14 protein-coding genes and 1 tRNA gene are annotated in these 22,064 nt (G+C 43.5%); 13 read left to right on the forward strand and 2 right to left on the reverse strand.

Annotated elements, in window-relative coordinates; genetic code table 11:
* Positions 1-36: 36 nt before the first annotated feature.
* Together DWY55_RS06750 and DWY55_RS06755 are read left to right on the forward strand one after the other, a co-directional pair.
* On the forward strand, positions 37-744 hold the full coding sequence (locus DWY55_RS06750) for a tRNA1(Val) (adenine(37)-N6)-methyltransferase (RefSeq protein ID WP_005825467.1): 708 nt from the start codon (positions 37-39) through the stop codon (positions 742-744).
* Between the two features lie 86 nt (positions 745-830).
* A tRNA-Pro gene (locus DWY55_RS06755) sits at positions 831-905 on the forward strand.
* Positions 906-966: 61 nt separating this feature from the next.
* Here the strand turns inward: DWY55_RS06755 and DWY55_RS06760 are convergent.
* Positions 967-1,932, reverse strand: coding sequence for a sensor histidine kinase (locus tag DWY55_RS06760; protein ID WP_008664557.1), 966 nt, complete (start codon positions 1,930-1,932; stop codon positions 967-969).
* Positions 1,929-3,302 (reverse strand): sigma-54-dependent transcriptional regulator, encoded by a 1,374-nt coding sequence (locus DWY55_RS06765; RefSeq protein WP_034532868.1) that lies wholly within the window; start codon positions 3,300-3,302, stop codon positions 1,929-1,931. Before DWY55_RS06765 ends, DWY55_RS06760 begins: the two co-directional genes overlap by 4 nt.
* Positions 3,303-3,520: 218 nt before the next feature.
* On the opposite strand from DWY55_RS06765, the gene DWY55_RS06770 reads away from it, so the two are divergent.
* The 11 genes from DWY55_RS06770 to DWY55_RS06820 all read left to right on the forward strand — a co-directional run bounded on the left by DWY55_RS06770 (position 3,521) and on the right by DWY55_RS06820 (position 22,063).
* Positions 3,521-5,008, forward strand: a complete 1,488-nt coding sequence (locus tag DWY55_RS06770) for a TolC family protein (protein WP_008664553.1) — start codon at positions 3,521-3,523, stop codon at positions 5,006-5,008.
* Between the two features lie 169 nt (positions 5,009-5,177).
* Complete coding sequence (locus DWY55_RS06775) at positions 5,178-6,428, forward strand: efflux RND transporter periplasmic adaptor subunit (protein WP_005837154.1); 1,251 nt, start codon at positions 5,178-5,180, stop codon at positions 6,426-6,428.
* A gap of 11 nt (positions 6,429-6,439) precedes the next feature.
* Positions 6,440-8,845 carry an ABC transporter permease gene (locus tag DWY55_RS06780; RefSeq protein WP_120178044.1) on the forward strand — a complete coding sequence of 802 codons (2,406 nt, stop codon included), beginning with the start codon at positions 6,440-6,442 and terminating at the stop codon, positions 8,843-8,845.
* Positions 8,846-8,875: 30 nt separating this feature from the next.
* On the forward strand, positions 8,876-11,263 hold the full coding sequence (locus DWY55_RS06785; RefSeq protein WP_117713675.1) for an ABC transporter permease: 2,388 nt from the start codon (positions 8,876-8,878) through the stop codon (positions 11,261-11,263).
* 14 nt (positions 11,264-11,277) lie between these two features.
* On the forward strand, positions 11,278-13,653 hold the full coding sequence (locus tag DWY55_RS06790) for an ABC transporter permease (RefSeq protein ID WP_117713676.1): 2,376 nt from the start codon (positions 11,278-11,280) through the stop codon (positions 13,651-13,653).
* Positions 13,654-13,671: 18 nt separating this feature from the next.
* Positions 13,672-16,071 carry an ABC transporter permease gene (locus DWY55_RS06795; RefSeq protein ID WP_008664546.1) on the forward strand — a complete coding sequence of 800 codons (2,400 nt, stop codon included), beginning with the start codon at positions 13,672-13,674 and terminating at the stop codon, positions 16,069-16,071.
* 23 nt (positions 16,072-16,094) lie between these two features.
* Entirely contained in the window at positions 16,095-18,452 is a 2,358-nt protein-coding gene (locus tag DWY55_RS06800) for an ABC transporter permease (protein WP_117878577.1), read from the forward strand.
* Between the two features lie 37 nt (positions 18,453-18,489).
* Positions 18,490-19,164 carry an ABC transporter ATP-binding protein gene (locus DWY55_RS06805; RefSeq protein ID WP_005837161.1) on the forward strand — a complete coding sequence of 225 codons (675 nt, stop codon included), beginning with the start codon at positions 18,490-18,492 and terminating at the stop codon, positions 19,162-19,164.
* Between the two features lie 159 nt (positions 19,165-19,323).
* Positions 19,324-19,611 carry a RyR domain-containing protein gene (locus DWY55_RS06810; protein WP_005837162.1) on the forward strand — a complete coding sequence of 96 codons (288 nt, stop codon included), beginning with the start codon at positions 19,324-19,326 and terminating at the stop codon, positions 19,609-19,611.
* 24 nt (positions 19,612-19,635) lie between these two features.
* Positions 19,636-20,031 carry a hypothetical protein gene (locus DWY55_RS06815; protein WP_022402415.1) on the forward strand — a complete coding sequence of 132 codons (396 nt, stop codon included), beginning with the start codon at positions 19,636-19,638 and terminating at the stop codon, positions 20,029-20,031.
* 13 nt (positions 20,032-20,044) lie between these two features.
* The gene (locus DWY55_RS06820) at positions 20,045-22,063 is read left to right on the forward strand and encodes a hypothetical protein (RefSeq protein ID WP_117878579.1); all 2,019 of its coding nucleotides are present in this window, start codon (positions 20,045-20,047) and stop codon (positions 22,061-22,063) included.
* Position 22,064: the final 1 nt, after the last annotated feature.

Below are 22,064 nucleotides of genomic sequence, written 5' to 3' on the forward strand. Positions count from 1 at the left end.
TTTGATTATTTTTGAGCCCAATTAAAGAAGATAAACATGCCAAAATCATCTTTTAAGTTTAAACAATTTACCATATTTCATGATAAATGCGCCATGAAGGTCGGCACAGATGGTGTACTACTTGGGGCATGGGCCCCGGCAGACAAAGCAAAGCGTATACTGGACGTTGGAACCGGTACCGGATTAATAGCCTTACAGTTAGCGCAAAGGAATCCGCATGCCCGGATTACTGCAATCGAGATAGATGCGGCTGCAGCCGGACAAGCCACAGAAAATGTATCTCACTCTCCATGGGCCGATAGAGTAGAGGTCATATGTCATGATTTCCGAGATTATCAGCCGGAAAACAGATTTGACCTCATCGTTTCCAATCCTCCCTATTTTATAGATGCGTTGAAATGTCCTGACGAACAAAGGTGCACAGCACGGCATGCGGGCAATTTGAATTACGATTTACTGTTTCATCGTTCGGCATCTTTGCTTGAAGAGCAAGGAGTCGTAAGCATCATTATTCCAGCGGAAGCTGAAAAAACGGTTGTGGATACAGCTTGGAACCATAAGTTGTTTCCATTGCATCGTGTGCAAGTCTTCACCAAGCCCGGAAAACCGTGCAGACGGGTATTGCTGAACTTTGGTTTTGAAGCAAAAGAGTGTAGAGAAGAGAAACTCTGTATTGAGGTGAATCACAATGAGTTTACCCCTGAATATGTAGCTTTAACGAAGGATTTCTATCTGAAAATGTAATTTTAATTGCATAAAACTTGCCTAAATGTTTGGTTGGTATCAGAATTGTTTTTACCTTTGCACTCGCTTTTCAGAAGTAAAGTATTCGGGGTGTAGCGCAGTCCGGTTAGCGCACCTGCTTTGGGAGCAGGGGGTCGTGGGTTCGAATCCCGCTACCCCGACAGAAATTAATAAGCTACTGATTTTTCAGTAGCTTATTTTTGTATATACCCTCTTTCCCACTTATCCAAATAGCAGCGTAAAGCAACTCCCTTTTCCCACAGTAGACTGCACCGTGATATTCCCTCCATGCCGGTTCATCACTTGTTTACATAAACTGAGCCCGATGCCCGAACCGGAAGGCTTGGTGGTGAAGAACGGTACAAAAATCTTATCTTGCACTTCCGGCAGAATGCCTTCACCATTGTCATTGACAGTGATTAGGCATTGCCACGAGAGGGCGGGTAGCATCTTCACTTCTATCCGGGGATGCTCTTTCCTGCTACATGCCTCTTTGGCATTTTTAATCAGATTAATCAGTACTTGTTCTATCTGTGTCCGGTCTATCTGGAGTATGCGGTCGGTCTCCGGAAGCTCTATCCGGATATACTCTTCCGAAAACAGCTTCTGCAAATCCTGCAACAGCTCGCGGACGGCAACCGGACGACGGACGGGGGCGGGAAGTCTTGTCAGCTTCCGGTAATTCTCCACAAACTCCAACAACCCCTTACTACGGCGGTGGATAGTCTGCATTCCCTGCCGCATGACGGGATAGTTCTTTTCCGACATTTCCCGCTCGCTCAAGGTTTCGGAGAGGGAGATGATGGGAGTGATTGAATTCATTATTTCGTGCGTCAGCACACGTATCAGCTTTTGCCACGCTTCCATCTCATTGCGTTCCAGCACGCGGGTACGGAAATTCCTCATCGCTTCGGAAAGCTCGTCCACCATATCCTCCATAGACCGGTTCTTGTAGGGAGAACGGAACGACAGCATCATGTCGTCATAGCGCAGGCTCTCTGCCAGATGGCGCATCATGCGCACCTGCATCATCTGCAGGCGGTACAGATGAACGGCAATCGCCAGCAATATCAAAAAAGCCATCAGTGCACTGAACCACAGTCCGGCATCCACCAGCAGATAAACGCCGACCGAAAGGAAGGCTATGCCGATGATGTGCAGTGCCACAATCAATGAATATCGTTTCATAAGCCCAGTTTTTCAAGTTTCCGGTACAAGGCGAAGCGAGTAATGCCCAAGTATTCGGCGGCACGGGTCACATTTCCTTCACTGAGCCGCATGGCACGTTCCACAGCCTGCCGTTCCAATTGCTCCAAGTTGAGGACTTCTTCTTCCTTCTTCTGACGGGAAACAGAAGCTTGGAACATAAAGTTCTCCGGACGAAGCAGAGAACCGTCTCCCAATATGACAGCACGTTCCACTGTATGCTGCAACTCACGTACATTACCCGGCCAGGCATATTTCAACAACTTGTTTTTCGCCTCCCGGGTCAGCCCGCGCATCTCTTTCTGATATTTGCGGGCATACCGTTGCAGGAAATACTCTGCCAGCAGGAGGATGTCGTTTCCGCGTTCCCGCAGAGGTGGAATATGCAACTCGATGGTGTTGATGCGATACAGCAGGTCTTGGCGGAAGTCTCCTTCGTCCACCAGCCGACGGATGTCTGCATTGGTGGCGCAGATGAGCCGCACATCAATGGGCGTAGCCTGCGTACTTCCCAAACGACTGATACAACGCTTTTCGATGGCAGTCAGCAATTTGGCCTGCATGGGCAGGGAAAGGTTACCTATCTCGTCCAGAAAAAGCGTACCGCCGGTTGCCACTTCCATACGTCCAGCTTTCGCTTTCCGTGCATCGGTGAAGGCGCCTTTCTCGTAGCCGAACAACTCGCTTTCGAACAACTGTTCGGGGATACTGCCGAGGTCTATCGTGACAAACGGCTTTCCATAGCGGGGAGAATTGCGGTAAAGCATACGGGCAATCACATCCTTTCCAGTTCCATTCTCACCTAATATAAGAATGTTGGCATCCGCATCGCGCAACTTCTCCACAGTAGAGAAAACTTGCTGCATGACGGGAGAATCACCGATAATAATCTCTTCGGAGCCTCCCGTTGTGGCATTGCTCAGTACTTCCACCTGCTCTTTCAGCAGATTTATCTCGGTGCGCGAACGGCGCAACTTCATGCCCGAAGAAAGGGTCGCCAACAATTTTTCCTTCTCCCACGGCTTGGGAATGAAATCCGTAGCCCCCGCTTTGATGGCACGCACTGCCTTGTCCGTATCCGCGTAGGCAGTCATGAAGATGACCACTGCTTGCGGGTCGATACTCAGAATCTGCTTCAAGCTGTCGAAACCTTCCTGACCACTGATGGCATCACGGCTGAAATTCATATCCAGCAGAATAATGTCCGGACGGAAAGTGGTCATAAAATGCTCGATGCGGTCGGGGGTCACCGCCACCTTTATCTTCTCGGCGTAGGGTTCGAGAAGAAGGTTCAGTGCAAAAAGCACATCCTCGTTATCATCTACAATCAATATTTTACCAAACTGCTCCATATCTGTTTTCTTTTCGTGCAGGCAAGGCCTACACAATCCCACATCTCTTGTACGGGCAAAGATAAGTATAATATCCATGTGTTGTGCGTGCATTATCGCACTATTTTTGTGCGCAACTGCACACGTTTGGAAAGCTTCGAACCACAACAAACACTTATAATACAACAACTTATACTTATGGCATAGAATTTGAACTTTATAGAGTAAAGAAAACAACTATGCACCGGAATATATTTTTATTGCTTATTACATTCAGTCTGACGTCGAGTGCCGTTGCCCAAGAGCACACGTTGGAGCTGACTTTGGAAGAAACCATCGAGCAGGCCCGCCAGCAGTCGCCCGACGCCCAAAATGCCCGCCATAGCTTCCGTTCCGCTTATTGGAACTACAAATACTACTGTGCCAACTACCTGCCGACGCTCAAGCTTACTTCCAATCCCTATCTGGACCGTGCTATCAACAAAGTGACCCAAAGCGATGGCAACGTCAAGTTCATAGAGCAGAACCTGCTGAGCACTGACCTAACACTGAGCCTGACACAAAACGTGCCGTGGACCGGAGGAACCTTTTTCATTGAAACGGCTGCGCAGCGCCTCGACCTTTTCAGCAGTGACACCTATTCCTGGCAGACTTCACCCGTCAACATCGGATACAGCCAGTCCTTGTTTGGCTACAACAGCCTGAAGTGGGACCGGCGCATCGAACCTATCCGTTATCGCGAAGCCAAGAAAACCTACGTAGAAACCCTTGAGCTTGTTGCCGCCAATGCCACAGAGAAGTTCTTCAACCTGGCCAAAGCACAAAGCAACTACGAAATAGCCAACGCCAACTACGCCAATGCCGACACCTTATATATATATGCGCAAGGACGATATAACATCGGCACCATCAGCGAAAACGAAATGTTGCAGCTCGAACTCAACAAACTGACCGAAGAAACCAACTGCATGAATGCCCGCATCGAAGTGGAAAACTGCATGCAGGAACTCCGTTCCTACCTCGGCATCCAAGAAGACCTCCTTATAAAGGTGAGAATAGACAACCGCGTGCCCGACCTGCACATCGACCTGGATGCCGCGCTGATGCTTGCCAACGAAAACAGTCCGGAGATACAGAACATGCTACGCCGCAAGGTGGAAAGCGAGAGTGCCGTGTCGCGCGCCAAGGCCAATGCCGGACTGAAGGCAGACATCTACCTGCGCTTCGGCTTGACACAAACTGCCGACAAGCTGAAAGATGCCTACCGGAATCCACTGGACCAGCAGTACGTCAGCTTGGGCATTACCCTCCCAATCCTGGACTGGGGGCGCGGAAGGGGACAAGTACGCGTGGCCCGTTCTAACCGAGACCTTGTCTACACGCAGGTAGAGCAAGACAAGACGGATTTCGACTTGAACGTACGGAAACTCGTAAAGCAATTCAACCTGCAGGCGCAACGGGTAAACATAGCCGCCCGCACGGACCATACAGCCCAACGACGCGCCGAAGTAGCCCGAAAACTCTATCTGCTCGGCAAGTCCTCGGTACTCGACCTCAATGCATCCATCACGGAAAAAGATACGGCCCGGAGAAGCTATATAACGGCTTTGTACAACTATTGGAGTTTGTACTATGCACTGAGAAGCATCACGCTATATGACTTTGAAAAAGAGAGGCCACTGGCAGAAGACTTGGAAAGGGTTACTAATGAAGAATCTATACAGTAATAGAATCGTGGAATAGTTTTAGTAAAAACTGGCCGGAGATTTACTAAAACTCCGGTGACGATTTACTAAATCTCCGGTAAAGTTTTAGTAAAACTCGGAACCCTTATTCAGAAGTACTTCTGAAGGGGGTATCTGAAAAGTAAAAAAAGAGTATATAAAATATTGCATTATGGATATAAAACTTGAAAAGAAACCCTGGTACATCCGTTACCGCTACTATCTGGCGGGAGGCGTTGCCTTCCTTGCCTTCCTGATTTATGTAGTCACCCTTTCGCTGGGTCCCAGCAAACTGCGTATCGAGCAGGACAACATACAGATAGCCGAAGTCAAGAACGGCAAATTTATGGAATATGTAGATGTGGAGGGAGTGATTCAGCCCATCCTTACCATCAAGGTCAATGCACGTGAAGCCGGAAGCGTGGAACGCATCATAGGAGAGGAGGGGAGCCTGCTCCGGCAAGGAGATACCATCCTCGTCATGGAAAACCCCGACCTGCTGCGCAGTATCGAAGACCAGCGCGACGACTGGGAAAAGCAGCTTATCACCTACCGCGAAAAAGAAATTGAAATGGAGCAGAAAAGCCTGAACCTGCAACAACAAGCCCTGCAGACCGATTATGACCTCAACCGCCTGCGCAAGAGTTTTGCCCTTGACAAGGAGGAGTACCGCATGGGCATCAAGAGCAAGGCGCAGCTCGAAGTTTCCGAGGACGAATACAACTATAAAGTGAAAAATGCCCATCTTCAAAGGGAAAGCCTCCGTCATGACTCTGCCGTCACCGTCATCCGCAAAGACCTCATCAGGAACGACCGCGAACGGGAACGGAAGAAGTATGAACGCGCCTGCGAACGGCTCGGCAACCTGGTGGTGAAAGCTCCCGTCGCCGGCCAGCTCAGTTTTGTCAAGGTGACTCCGGGACAGCAGGTCGCTTCCGGTGAAAGCATTGCGGAAATCAAGGTGCTGGACCAATATAAAGTGCATACTTCCCTGAGCGAATACTACATCGACCGCATTATCACCGGATTGCCTGCCACCATCAATTATCAGGGAAGAAAATACCCGTTGCGCATCACGAAAGTGGTTCCCGAAGTCAAAGACCGCACGTTCGACGTAGACCTCGTCTTCACCGGTGACATGCCCGACAACGTACGTGTAGGCAAAAGCTTCCGGGTACAGATAGAACTCGGCCAGCCGGAGGAGGCGCTCGTCATTCCGCGCGGCAACTTCTACCAGAGTACCGGAGGACAATGGATTTACAAACTGAACGCCGCAAAGACAAAAGCCGTGCGCGTGCCGCTTGGCATCGGTCGCCAAAATCCGCAACAATACGAGATTACGGAAGGTTTGCAGCCCGGAGATTGGGTAATTACAACGGGATATGATACCTTTGGCGAGGCGGAAGAATTGATAATGAAATAAAACTACGCACTATGAGACAAATAATCTTAGCCATCAATGCATTGCTGAAATTCAAAGCATACACCCTTATCAATGTATTGGGACTGGCGTGCAGTTTGGCTTGCGTACTCACCGTAGCCCGATATATCCACCAAGAAAATACAGTGAACCAATGCTTTCCCGAATATAAACGCATTTGCCTGATAAAAACCTCTACCAGCAGTGGTGAAAACTTCTTGGGAGGCTACCGGTCGGGATTGGAAAAGGATCCTGCCGTAGAACAATTTACGGTGATTTATCAAATATCGGATATGCCCGTTCTGTTCGGTGAACAGGAAATTGCAGCGAACGCTTTTTCCGTAGACAGCACCTTCTTCAAAATCTTTCCATATAGGGTGATTGCCGGAAGCGGAAGAATAGTCCGCCCGAGGGATGTTGTCATCACCCGTTCTTTTTGGAAGAAGAAGCTGGGAGGGAAGAATGCCATAGGCGCTACTTTCAAAAACACAAAAGGGAATAAATTCACTATTATAGGAGTGGTGGACGACCCCGATACCAAGACATCATGGATGCCGGATATATTTATGTCGGATGAACTGGACGAATTCCTTTTTTTCGACCCTATATACGCCATGCTGATGGCACCGGATACAGACATTGCACTGCTGAATAAAAAGTATTCAAAAGAACACCCCCGCAGCAAATGGAGCACTTATGAGACAGTACGCTATCAGTATTTGCCTTTGAAAGATTTATATTACGATAAAGACCACGGAAAAGAAAACAAGAACTATCAATATGGCAACCAAAGCTATGTCCGGGTATTGATGGTAGTAGCCTTCCTGGTAGGTATCATAGGGCTGCTGAACTTCATCAACATCTACACTGTCATCATGTCCAAGCGGTCAAGAGAGTTTGGGGTGAAAAAAGTGTTCGGTGCAGGCAGGACAGACATTTTCCTGCAAATATATGCCGAGAACATCTTATTGACGGGACTGGCATTACTCCTTTGCTGGGCTTTAATAGAAATAACCAGGTTTTTCTTTTTCCATGAACTTTATATACCTACCACAACAGACTCCGGCTTTGACCGGAAGGTCTCTGCCATCGTACTTTTAGGATTGCCATTGCTGACTACTGTTTATCCGTTCTTGAAATACACATGTAGCAGACCCGTCAACTCCATACGCGAGCTGGCATCTTCACGCTTTTCCACACGGTCACGCATGATATTACTGTGTTTTCAATATGTCGTAACCATCTTTATAATAACCGTTTCTCTATTCTTTGTACGGCAGTTGGAGTATATGCTCTGCGCCGACCTCGGTTTCCGCTCGCACGATGTGATAACTTGCCGGATGTATGTCGATAAATTGGGCTTATATAAAACAACTAAAGAGGAGGGATTGGATGAAGGAAAAAGACAATATATAAGTAATGCTTTGGTCAATAAACGAATGAGTGAAAGCACTCTGTTTGAGCATTGGAGCAGAGGAAACGACTTGCTGTTCACCGACTTCCGTTTTGACAGTTTTGCGCTCAACAGAGCCGAAAACGGTTTCCATCCGGCATTATCTGCACATTTAACGACCCACTCCATGGCAATATACGATTTTCAACTTGTAGAGGGGCGCCTATGGAACGACTCCATAGATGAAGCGTTCACCAAAAACAGTTTCAAGGTAATTATCAACGAAACCGCTAAAAGAGTCTATGGAATAAAAGACATCACCAAAGACAAGCTGCAACCTGAAGAACCACACTACGCCTCAAGCAGCTTACCGGATTTCTACAATCCACCTTGCGAGATAGTAGGGGTCATAAAGGATTTCAATGTTCGGCACCTTTCACAATCCATCCAACCGGTTGTCATCTATTATCACGATGCAAGCATAGGCGGAATTTATACTGTTACAGCCTCGTATAAGCACGAGAATAAAGCCAAAGTCATTGATTTCCTGCGCCGCTTATACGAAGAATCTACGGGAAGAACCGACTTTGAATATACGCTGATAGAAGATGAACTCCAAAAGATGTATCGTGAAGACCGTCAAGTGGTGAACATTTATACGCTCTTTGCCGGAATAGCCATTTTCATCTCTTCATTGGGATTATTGTCAATATCCTTGTTCGATATTCGGCAACGTTACCGTGAGATAGGTTTACGCAAAGTGAACGGTGCGCAAGCAAAGGATATTTATCCCTTACTCATTAAAAAGTATCTCTCGGTCATGGGAGTCGCCACTTTGCTATCCATACCCTTGTCATGGATTGCCATTACCCTCTATTTGCAGGATTTTGCCCACAAAGCCCCTTTGACATTCGACTTGTTTGCCGTAGCAGTAGCCATAACAACTGCCATCTCCTTGTTGACTATTATTGGGCAAATCAGCAAGGCTGCCAACATCAATCCGGCAAGCATTATGAAAAACGAATAAAAGACATAAAAATTATAAATTTGACATATAATGAAAACACTGAAATACGCTTGGCGTTTCCTGATACGCTCAAAATCATACACGGTTATAAACTTGCTGGGTCTCGCCTTCAGCCTTGCCTGCTGCATCATGCTGATGCGATATATACATAGAGAACTGACGGTAGATACACATTGCATAGACCGGGAACATGTCTATGGAGTCATTCAGGACATGGATGGCAATAGAGGAATGGCAACAATAGAAAACACGAATAAAGACAGTATATACATTGACCACCGTTACATAGAGAAACGCACTTCTTTAATTCTGATGGAACAGGATTTTGTGAGCGACGAAGCATCCCGTTACACAGTGCGGACACTCGTAGCAGACAGTTGTTATTTTCAGCTTTTTCCTTACCGCATAGTGCAAGGAACTCCTATAAAATCTCCTGAATCTGCACTACTGACGGAAGTATGTGCACGTCGTATTTTTGGCCATGACAATCCTATAGGTAAAGTGTTACATTATTCAAATGGGAAAGATATTACCGTAAGTGGCATTATAGCCGAACCGACTTGCAAGACAATGATACAATTTGACATTGTGGTATCAAATACGCTTTCCTCATTTTGGGAACGTATGCCTATTGAATTTGTTCGTTTCACGCCGGGTACAAGCATCAAGAAAATGAACGAACTTGGGAAACAAGCACGTTGGGTAAATCCGAATTGGAAAAATATAGATGCACGACAATATACATTTTCGTTCATGCCTATAGCAGATATTTATTGGGAACCAGCTTATGTGCAAGATGCCGGTTGCCCTGCCATGCTCACTTATGGAAAACGTTCTCATATTTACATTTTATCTTGTGTATGCTTATTGTTATTGCTTACCGGCATTATAAACTTCATCAATCTTTATTTGATAGGCACACAACGGAGGGGAAAAGAGTACGGGCTTAAAAAAATGTTCGGTATAAAAGGAACGACACTTTTCCTGCAGATATTAACAGAAAACGGACTTTTAGTTGGTTGTGCTTTATTACTGGCTTGGTTACTGATAGAGATAACGATAATCCCTGTCAGCCGTTTGTTGGAATATCCTTTCACTTATACATCTTTCGACTTTTGGCTTTCTGCCGGGATTTGGGTAATATTACCCATATTGACCTCTATCTATCCGTTTGTAAAATACAATTATGCATCACCCGTCAGCTCAATTCGTGATGCCACCCAAAGCAAACGTACTGTACACACACGCATTCTTTTTCTTTTTATACAATACATCTTCACATTCCTGCTCATCAGTCTTTCCCTTTATTTCAACAAGCAGCTTTCGCTCTTATTACACACGCAACCAGGATTTCGCATAGAAAATGTACTGATAGCCAAGTTAGGGTATGAATCGGAATCAGCGATGCCACGCGAAAAATGGCAGGAAGCCAGAGAAGCTATGTGGCAACGCAGACATGAACTATGGGAGGCACTTGCACAGTGTCCTTTTATAGAACATTTTGAAATGGAAAAACGACATATACTTTCCGAAGGTTTTAAAGTAACCTACTATAACAATAGAGAGGAAAAAGTAGAGATGAAGTTTTGGTATGCTACCCCCAACTTTTTTAAGTTGTACGGTATCAAAATAATAGAAGGTAGTATTCCCAGTTTTGAAGGAGAAGGAAACAGAGGAGAGGTTTTGATAGCCAACCGAGCAGCTATGAAAGCTTTGCACTACGACAACCTGTCTGAAGCTTTGGTACAGGAAGAGAACGAGCGTCGGTTAAGTCCCAATGCTCCTCTGCATCCCATTGTTGCCGTTGTTGAGGATTACTATGACCGCCACTTGAGTGCAGGACATCGCCCCATTATCTACAATGTATGCAAACAGCGCAGTGACGATATGTGCCAGATAGCCTATACCCCCGGACGACTTAAAGATGTACTTGACTATTTGCGCGACACAGAGCTGCGTATCTATGGTTGTACAGACTTCGAATATACTTTATTGGAAGATGAATGGCATAAACTATATCAAAAAGACCGGCAGATAGCGGTTATCTATTCTTGTTTCGCACTGATAGCTGTCTTGATATCTTGTTTAGGGCTATTTGGCATTTCACTTTTTGACATTCGTCAGCGTTATCGGGAAATAGGTATTCGCAAGATTAATGGAGCCGGAATGTGTGCTCTCTACCAATTATTGTTCCGCAAATATATTCTTGTATTAGCTGTGGCATTTATTATAGCCGCTCCTCTGACTTACTATATCATATACCTATATACACAAGATTTCGCAGTGAAGGCATCCGTGGGTATAGGAATATATGTTATATCGTTACTGATAGTGGCTTTCATCTCACTGGGAACATTATTTTGGCAAATACACAAGGCTGCGAAGATAAATCCGGCAGAAGTAATCAAAGCGGAATAAAATAAAATTAAGATATGAAGTTGGTACAGTTATCTATAAGGACATTATATCGTTTCAAGATATATACAGCCATCAATATATTAGGATTGGCTTTAAGTCTGGCATGTGTCATCATAATCTCCCGCTACGTGAAGCAGGAAAATGATGTAGATTGTTATAGTCCCAACAAAGACCGGATAGGCATCATGGTGCAGGAATACAAAGATGACAACAATAAAACGGCAGTTATCGGAGGTCCCCTCGAAGATGCAGACATAGAAGCGATGTCCACTTTCGTATGGTTCAATAAAGACTATATCATAAAGGAAGAAAAACATATTGATGTAGAAACGATTGTAGCAGACAGCTTGTTTCTAATAGTGACTGATTTTCCCATGAAATATGGAAAAGCCGAATCATGGGCGGCGTCTCCACAAACCGCCTTTATCACAGAAGAGCTGAGTGAGAAACTATTCGGGAACATAAATTCTATCGGCAAAACCATTGAATACTCTACCGGTGACCCTCTTACGGTGACCGGAGTTATCGGCAAAGACAGAGGGAAACGCTCGCTTCATTTCGACTTGCTTGTTCCTGAAACATTGCAGAAGGATTGGGAGTTCCGTTTCCCGATGAAAATGGCATTAATTCATAAAGGGGCTTCCTTTACGAAGATAAATGCACGGCATGCAGCGTTCCGGCAATCTCCACGTGCTGCGGATGTTGAATTCAGGTATCAACTGCTTCCCATGCGTGAAGTGTATTTTCATCCAGCCATTGATGTTTGGCAGGACATGCTGCAAAGGGGGAATTTACCACAGCTACATCTATTGGCACTTGTTGCTGTACTAATTTTAATTGTAGGCATCTTCAATTTTATGAGTCTTTATACGGTTGTATTATTGAAACGAAGCAAAGAATTCGGACTAAAGAAGGTTTTTGGAAACAATTCAGCACAGCTATTCTCCCAACTATATATCGAGAATTTATGTCTGACACTTGTATCATTGTTTATAGCCTGGTTCCTTGTCGAGATTTCTGCCTTTCCCTTAAATAAATATTTTGATGTCATTCAACAGCCTAATGGTATATTTGACATAGGAATAACCATAGCTATCCTGATTTTACTGCCATTGACAGCTTCAATCTATCCGTTTTTTAAATTCAAATACAACACGCCTATCCATTCATTACGGAAAATAGGCAGTGGTGAAAAATCGTCTGTTGTAAGAAACCTCTATCTGAGTATTCAGTATATCGTGGCATTCATTCTAATAGTTGTTTCCATGTTCTTCGCCAAACAACTGTATGAAATGACTCACATAGATTTAGGCTATGACACAGATTCTATCGTTAAAGTCCATTTTGAACGCTATGAACGCAAACAGCCTACCACTGAAGCAGAATATCTGAAACAGACCTCCTTGCGCAAAGCCTCCAAAGAAAATATATCCACTGCAATGAATGCCTCTCCTTTATTCACGGCATGGAATTACTCTTTATCCCCCTATGAATATTTCACCGAATCTCCGGTACTTTTCCGCAAGTTCGGAGAAACCAATTTCAAACAATTGTATTGCATTCCCATTACAGAAGAAGAAATAAGATTTCATGGCTTCCGTTTATCCCAGGGACGTTTATGGGATGCCGACATCGACCATGAAGGTGAAGCCAAACTGATTCTCAATCAAAAAGCCATGCAACTCTTCGGACTCGAAAGCGCAATCAATGCCCGGCTGGAACCCCAACAACCTTTATGGCCGCGTAGGGATTTGAACCCTTATCAGATTATAGGTATCGTCGAAGATTTTTATTGCGGACATTTATCCCAACCGGTTCTTCCTATAGCTTTTATATACGGTGAAACATATCTTTCACAAATTCCTTTGCAAGCTAAAATTGCTCCAGGACATCAAAAAGATGCCGTTGCCTTCCTGGAAAACCTACACAACGACAATGCTGATGGAGCCTTCAATTATACTTTTGCAAAACAGGAAGTTGAGAATCTCTATAAGTCAGACAAGCAAATAACCATCACCTATTCCTTTTTCGCCTTTATGGCCATTCTAATATCCTCAATAGCTTTGTTTGGATTGTCCTTATTTGACATACAACAAAGATACCGGGAAATAGCTATACGAAAAGTACATGGCGCTACACATAAGGAAATTTTATTGTTATTACTCAAAAAATACATTATCATATTAGCAATGTCATTTTTGATTGCCATTTCTATATCTTATTGGGGAATAACCATTTATCTGAAAGATTTTGCCTACAAAGCCAACATCAGCAGCTGGTTGTTCATTATTGCAGCAATCATCATATCATTAATTTCCATATTAACATTGGTTTATCAAGTAAAAAAGGCTGCACGACAGAATCCGGCGGAAGTAATCAAAAGCGAATAATACAATAATGATACTATTATGATAAGACATTATATTAAAACAGCATTCAGAAACCTATTAAAGTACAAGGCACAGAATATCATCTCTATCATCGGACTGTCGGTAGGTATACTTTGTTTTAGTATCTGCCTATATTGCAGCCGCTATATAAATTCTACCGACAAGTGCTTTACCCACTGGGAACGCATTGCAGACATAAACCTATACACTCCAGCAGAAGAACCTTATTCCGGAACTCCCGCTACGTTGTTTGAGAGTCTGCGCCAATTGCAATTCCAAGAAGTAGAAGCATTTACTTTTGTTGCCTATCCCCGCCCACGTAGCTACAATGTGGAAACTATCGACAAGGAAGAACTGCCTTACGAAGATTTATATGCTATGGAAGTAGATACAGCCTACCATAGCGTGTTCACCCCGGAAGTATTACAAGGTTCATGGGCTGTAGCATCGCAAACTCCCAATGCCGTGATACTGACACGCTCTCTGGCACACAAAATATTTGGTCTCGGAGAGAATCCGATAGGAAAGCGAATGACCTTAGCACAACGGCTTTTCTCTTCACCTGATACCACACCACGAACAGGAGGTACCATCTATACCATACAAGCGATAATAGAAGATATTCCATTGAATACCAGCCTTAGCTTTCTCCAAAAGATTGATATGTTAATCTTGAACGACAGCGAAGGACTTATACAATTCGATGGACGAGACAGTATGACCGGTGGACTTACTTTTGCTCTTCTTCGTCCGGGCAAAACATCCGCGCAACTTGAAGCCAGTTTCCGTGCAATGGACTTGAAGCACACAATATTCAATGAGAAAAATACCGTATCAGCCTCGAATTTCGGAAAACTTTTTCGGGAGAAATCCGTTGCCCCTTACTTTGCCGGAATCACATTCATTGTCGGCCTTTTGATTCTACTGACTGGTCTACTCAACTTTTTTCATTTTTTGACGGGGAGTTATCTGAACCGTTCGCACGAGTTCGGCATTCGTAAAGTGAATGGAAGTAATGGCAACAAACTATTTTGGTTACTTTTTACCCAAGCCATTATCATTTCGTTCATAGCCTTCTTATTGACTTTCTGTCTGATAGAAATATTTACCCCTTACCTTTCATTCTCTTTATTTGATTTCACATTAGTCATTGAACGGGACCTATTATTGATACAGACAATAGAATATATGGCAGGCGTTATTTTACTATGCTTATTACTCTGCTTGTTTACCGTATGGAGGATGAAGCATGCCTCCATCCAGTCAAGTATTTACAAGAACAAATCCAAACGCCACAAACAGAAGATACGAAATTGTCTTTTGGGTATCCAATTTTTCATCTGTTGGTTATTCATAGTCTTTACAGTCGCTTTATATTTGCAGGCTAACAAGACCGGTTCCACACTGTTCAACACACTGACAGAAAAAGAAAAGTCCGAAATCATCAGTATTCCTATGGATTACCGTTTTATGAAAAATGACGAAAAGCTTGCTCTCATAGAGCGCATCAGTCAACATCCGGATATAAAAGATAAAATGCTGACAGATATTAATTATCTGAAAGGTATTTCGGGAACAAGCATGCAGACAGAAAAAGATAACCGGGAAAGTAGCCTTGAAGTCAATATAATGAATGTTCCTAATAACTTTTTCGAGTTTATGAATATCCCCATTCTCTCCGGGCATGTCCTGAAGACAAATAGTGACATGGTAGCAGACCGTAAATTGGTAGAACGTATAAAGAAGGATTTACTGGGAACCACCTTGTACAATTATCAAGATAGCTACACGGTATGCGGCATTTGTTCCGATTTTGTAGCCGACACTTACAATCAGAGCCAGGGCTTCGTCTTTCTGCCTTGTGATTTCAAATATTATGTAGGTCATTGCTATTTGAAGTGTGTACCCGGAAAAGCAGAAGAAGTAGAGGCTTTCGTTAAGAAAATGCTGGAAGAGAATCTTCCACCGAGTATACAATTACACATTTCGACCTTGCAGGAAGACATTCACCAAGCGCAAGCCATCGAGAACAACATGAAAGGGATAATCTTATTCTTCTCATTTGTCAGCCTTATAATCACTTTATTAGGCGTCTATTCGGCAATCACACTGGATACGGAACGCAGACAAAAGGAAGTGGCAATCCGTAAAGTAAATGGTGCAGGATTGAAACAGATTATCATATTGTTTGCCCGTACGTATATTTATCAGCTTGTACTCTCGGCAACAATGGCATTTCCTTTATGTTATGCCATACTGCAGTTATGGAAAAACATGTATATCGTATTCTTTAATGACGGCCCGCTATTTTGGATTTCAATCTTCATAATCGTAGCTGTCATTACTACTCTGACTATTATTTTCCGTATTCTGAAAATAGCAAGGACAAATCCGGCAGAAGTCATTAAAAACGAATAAGAAAATATATTTACCTAAAGATTATGACCATACTTACAATCCTAAAAATAATTACCCGCAGTTGGTGGAGAAACAAAGTTTTCTTCTTCATTTCTATAGTCAGTCTGGCTATAGGGCTAGCATGTACAAACTTGCTGTTCACCTATTATGTACATGATTACAATATAGAGAGTGGCAATCGGGACAAGAACCGTATTTTCTGTCTGCGTCAGGATAATCCGATGCAGGACGGAAGCAAGGTGGCCTATGCTGATGCCAATATTCCCCCTATGCTGAAAGAAAAATATGCAGAAGTGGAAGACTACCTGCGTATCAATTCTCTGGTTCCACAATATTGTAAATATGGAGGGGAGATTTACCACGATATAACCTTTATATCTGCCGATACTACTTTGCAACATTTCTTCCACTATCATCCCATTGCCGGTAGTTTAAAGCAAGTATTGGAACAACCGGGCAAAGTAGCACTCAGTGAAGCTTTTGCACATAAACTGTTTGGAGATAAAAATCCATTAGGAGAATTGCTGGAAATAAAAACCATGACTGATACCCAAAGTTATGAAGTGGCAGCCATATTAAAGTCACGGTCACAATCATTGCTCCAATTCGACATGATTACCGGGAATAACAAAGACTTTTGGGGTGGAATGACGTTTCTGAAACTAATTCCAAATACCGATGCCCAACAGTTTACCGAAAAAATCAACCACGACAAGATTCCCACTTTGATTCCGGAAAAGACACAATATTACGTCGACCCTCTGTCCGACATCTACTTTACTACACCGGACTACGATACACAACAACCTCTGCCGTATATCAATCAAAGTAATGTGCAATTATTGTATATCAGCCTTGCTGCCGCCTTGTTGGTACTTATCATAGCCTGCTGCAACTATACCAACATGAGCCTGAGCCGTGTATTGCAACAGCTCAAAATGATACATGTGGAGAAACTGATGGGAAGCAGCTTGAAGGATATCCGCATCCAACTGTTTGGTGATGCATTCCTCACTGTGCTGCTGGCATTCGGATTATCTTTACTCATCATCAACGACTGTCTGTCTTTTTTCAATGGATTATTTGCATCCCATTTAAACGTACATTTCTTTTTCAGCCTACAGATGCTACCCTTGTTAGTACTCTTTGTACTAGTTATGTCCATTGTCCCTGCCTGGTATATCAGCCATAGACTTTCACAACTCTCATTCAGCGAATACAAGACACTTTACGGAGGTAAAAAGAAACAACGTTTCATAGCTTTGCTGGTCATTCTTCAGTTTTCCATTTCTATAGGGCTGATATTCGCTACTCTCGTTGCCAATGAACAAATCAATCTCATCAAGGAACGGGCCTACTGTTACGAAAATCAGATTGAAATAGGAGATTTCAATGCCGCACCGGCTACAATACTTAAAGAAGAGCTGGAGAAACATGTACAAGGAATAGAGTCCATCGCCCTGTCACAAGGCTCCATATTGAATTCATGGATACGTGAGCTATCCATCAAACAAGCCGACGGTACGGAAAAAAGTTCCTACCTATTAATGCTGTATAGTGATGCCAATCTGGTAAAAACGATGGGGTTCAAACTCTTGTCCGGCAACGCTCCCGAACAACTGCAAAAACAATATGCCTATCCTGCACTGGTCAACGAAAGCTATGTCAGAATGCTGATTCCAGCAGGAATAAATGCCATTGGAAAACCTTTGAAAGAATTTGACCAGTCTGCCGATTCTTTATACATCATCGGCGGTGTATTAGAGGACTTCCCGTTCAGTTCATTGGAAAATGAAATTACCCCGGTCATACTTTACCTTCCACCTACAGAGAGAATGTCGGGTGCCAACTATCTGCAGATTAAGCTGATTGAAAGCAATAAACAAGAAACACTACATCAAATAGCCCAAATATGGGAAAAGATGAATGAAGGGGAGATATTTCAATACACAGACATGCACCAAGACTTTATGAAACGCAATGGTAAAGTCTTGTCTCTCTCCAAACTCCTTATCGCCTATTCTCTGATTGGCTTGATATTGACCTGCTTCGGCTTATTCGGCATTTCATGGTATGCCACTCGCCAGCGTATCCGCGAAATCAGCATTCGCAAGATTCATGGAGCAACATCCCGACAAATCGTGCTGTTGCTGAATAAACCATTCTGCCTGCAAATTCTGCTTGCATATATTCTAGCTGTCCCCATTGTCTATTGGCTCATGCACCATTGGCATGAACAGTTTGCCTATAAAGCCCCCTTCACCGTTATGGACTTTCTATTGCCACTATGTATTGTCTGGATAATATCTGCCGTCACAGTGTGTCTGCAAAGTTATTTGCTGAACAAAACAAATCCGATTGACTGCATCAAATCCGAGTAAGAAATAATATATTTATAACCCATAAAAACAAAGCATTATGATTAAGACAGTAAACTTACAGAAGATTTTCAAGACCGAGGAAGTACAGACTCTGGCTTTGAACGACGTAAACATTGAAGTGAAAGAAGGGGAGTTTGTTGCTATCATGGGACCTTCAGGCTGCGGAAAATCCACTTTACTGAATATCCTCGGTCTGTTGGACAATCCTACATCCGGAGAATATTACTTGAATGGGACGGAAGTATCCAAATATACAGAAGCCCAACGTACCAACTTGCGTAAAGGAGTCATCGGCTTTGTATTCCAAAGTTTCAACCTGATTGATGAGCTGAATGTATACGAAAACATCGAACTGCCGCTACTCTACATGGGCATTCCTGCCACCGAACGCAAGCGCCGGGTGGAAACCGCTATGGAGCGTATGGCAATCATGCACCGCAGCAAGCACTTCCCGCAACAATTGTCCGGCGGACAACAGCAACGCGTGGCAATCGCCCGTGCAGTCGTATCAAACCCTAAACTGATACTTGCCGATGAGCCTACCGGTAACCTCGATTCAAAGAACGGAAAAGAGGTAATGGAACTACTGAATGAACTGAATAAGGAAGGCACTACGATTGTCATGGTGACACACTCACAACATGATGCCGGATTTGCCGGACGTATCATCAATCTGTTTGACGGGCAGGTAGTGACGGAAGCTAACTTATAATTCACGCTTCTCCCGATTTATATGCAGGTTGCAATGTTTTTTCCATTGTAATCTGCATGTTTTTTTGGAAATAGCTTTCCTTTTTTTTGTTTCTGTCGTCCGAAATGCCTAATATTGCTACCAATAAACTTTTTACTTCCACATTTTAAATAACAGAAAATGAAAACATACACACCGTCCCCTTTGAACGCAGAAAATATCACTTTACCGGATAATTTGACGGAACTCACAGAAGCCATGGCACGCAATGTGCATGAAGTATGGGCTTTGGGAAGAGTGAAAGAAGGATGGAAATACGGAGAGACACGCAATGATGAATTAAAGACACATCCCGGACTTGTACCATACGAAGAGTTACCGGACTCAGAACGAGAATACGACCGGCAAACAGCCATACAGACACTGAAACTGATTATGAAACTGGGATTCGACATACAGAAGAAATAATAATCCAATATCTATTATAGTACTATGAGGACGAGTGAGAACAAGTATTATCCTATCCGGCACTGGTGGAAATTCGTGATTCCTGCCTTTATCATTCTCTTTCTGGTTGCAGCATTGATTGTGACATGCACTACATTCCAAAACCTTATTCAATTCTTTCCATCGCGTGGAATGACCTACCTGATGACACTCCATGCCATCATTTCCCTTAGCGTATGCATCTGTTTTTTTCTATGTATCAAGAGATTAATAGATGTATTCTCATTGAATCTGGAACAAGAAAGAAACATTCTTGCATCCTTGTATCAGGAAAAAGAAAAACGGGAGATTATCAATAACGATGAGAAAGAAATCAATAAACTGAAAGAGAATATCAGAAAAGAATTGAAACAAGAAACTGAAAAAAAGGAAACTGCCTAATGACAAAACAAATATGAATCTGCTAACAAGACTTTTTGCCCTTCATTTTGACCGCTCTTTTTCCGGAAAAGGATGGAGGCAGCTTGCTTGGCTTTTCGGAGTCATAGTAACTGTTTTCTTATTGATATATCTGGTAAGTTTTGCATTTATCTTTCCTGAGCCGTCTCTTGAAGAATGGACCGGTATTGATAAAGACGTACCTATGGGGCGTTTGCTTCAGTTGATTTGTCTGTTCATTGATCCGGGGAATATTGTGGAAGTACCACCTTATCTGCGTTGGTTCTCTCTATTGGTCGTAGTGCTGGGATTAATTTTGTTCTGCGGATTATTGATATCCGTAATCTCCAATATGCTGGAACGCAGAGTTGAGCGATATCGTGAAGGCGATATCGTTTACCCTTTGCAAAACCACATCGTCATTATCGGTTTTGACAACATGGTCCCCACTCTTATCCAGCAAATTTGCGATGACACACATTATGGGAATTGCCATATTCTGATTCAGAGTACCCAACCGGCACAAGAAATCCGTAGCAAAATCCATACGGAACTGGATGCCAAAAATGAAAAAAGAATTGTGGTGCTGCGTGCCCGGCGCGACTCTATCGAGGAGTTGGAAAAACTCTATACTACCAAAGCGCGCGAAGTATTCCTTATCGGAGAGAGGAACGAACATGACCATGACTCACTGAACATAGACTGCCTGAAAAAGATAGTTGACATTCATAAACGATGCAATAAATGTTCCCTCATACCATTCACCGTTCTTTTCGAATATCAGACTACTTTTGCCGCTTTCCAACTGACCGATTTGTCTGCCGAATGGAGAAAATATATAGAATTCCATCCCTTTAACTTCTACGAGGGCTGGGCCAAAAAGATATTGGTAAGCCGGCAATACGGAAAAGGGGAGAACTGTATTGAATATCCTCCTCTCGACCGTGAGGCAATAACCTATGAAAGCGAAAAGCATGTTCATCTTGTTATCATCGGTATGAGCCGTATGGGAGTGGCAATAGGAGTGGAAGCTGCCCATCTGTTGCATTTTCCAAACTTCTGCCGGGACAAGAACATAAAAAGTGTCATTACCTTCATTGATGAAAATGCCGACCGGGAAATGAATTTCTTTTGTGGACGATACCGCCATTATTTCGAGATATCGTCTACCCATTATTACGACATGAGCAAGGACGAAAGGCACGAGAGATTTGTCCTTCCCACCCGTTTTAAAGGAAAAGATGCAGACTTTCTGGATGTGGAATTCGAATTTATCAAAGGCCGTGCGGAAACTCCTGCCATCCAGAACCTAATTAAAGAATGGGTACATGACTCAGGCCAAGTATTGACGATTGCCGTCTGCCTCAATTATCCTCCTCAAAGCATGGCAATGGGATTATATCTGCCGGACGATGTATATGATGAAAATATCCCAGTTTCTGTCCGTCAGGAAACCTCCAGTGCACTGCTCAATATGCTTAACAGTAAAAAGAAAGATGAAGCGATTCATAAATATTCCCATGTTTTTCCTTTTGGAATGCTGGACAACTGTTACGACTTGGACAAAAAAAGCCGGAGGGAGGGACAAATCATCAATTATATATACGATTTCAAGAATAAATATGGAAATGTGCCTCAATCATGCCCACCTGACAATGAGCTGAAAGACTCATGGAACAAACTGTCCGTATCCCTTCAGTGGTCCAATTTGTACAGTGCATATTCCATTAGTCCCAAGCTACGCTCCATAGGCATTACGGATGGTTACGTGAAACTGGACAACGACCAGATAACATTGCTTGCCGAAGTCGAACATAACCGTTGGAACATGGAGAAGCTGCTGCTTGGCTTCCGTAAACCCACCGCCGAAGAAGAAGAGTTAATCTATGGCAGCAAGGAAATGGGAGACATCTTCAAAAAGAAACGCTTTGTGCATCCCGATATACGTCCGTATGATGAATTGAAGGAAAGCTCAAAAGCGTATGACAGATGTATCACAGCCGGCATTCCGCTAGTCGTAAACAACAACACATAGA

Source organism: Bacteroides sp. AF25-38AC, from assembly GCF_003602995.1.
Classification (GTDB): Bacteria; Bacteroidota; Bacteroidia; order Bacteroidales; family Bacteroidaceae; genus Bacteroides; species Bacteroides uniformis.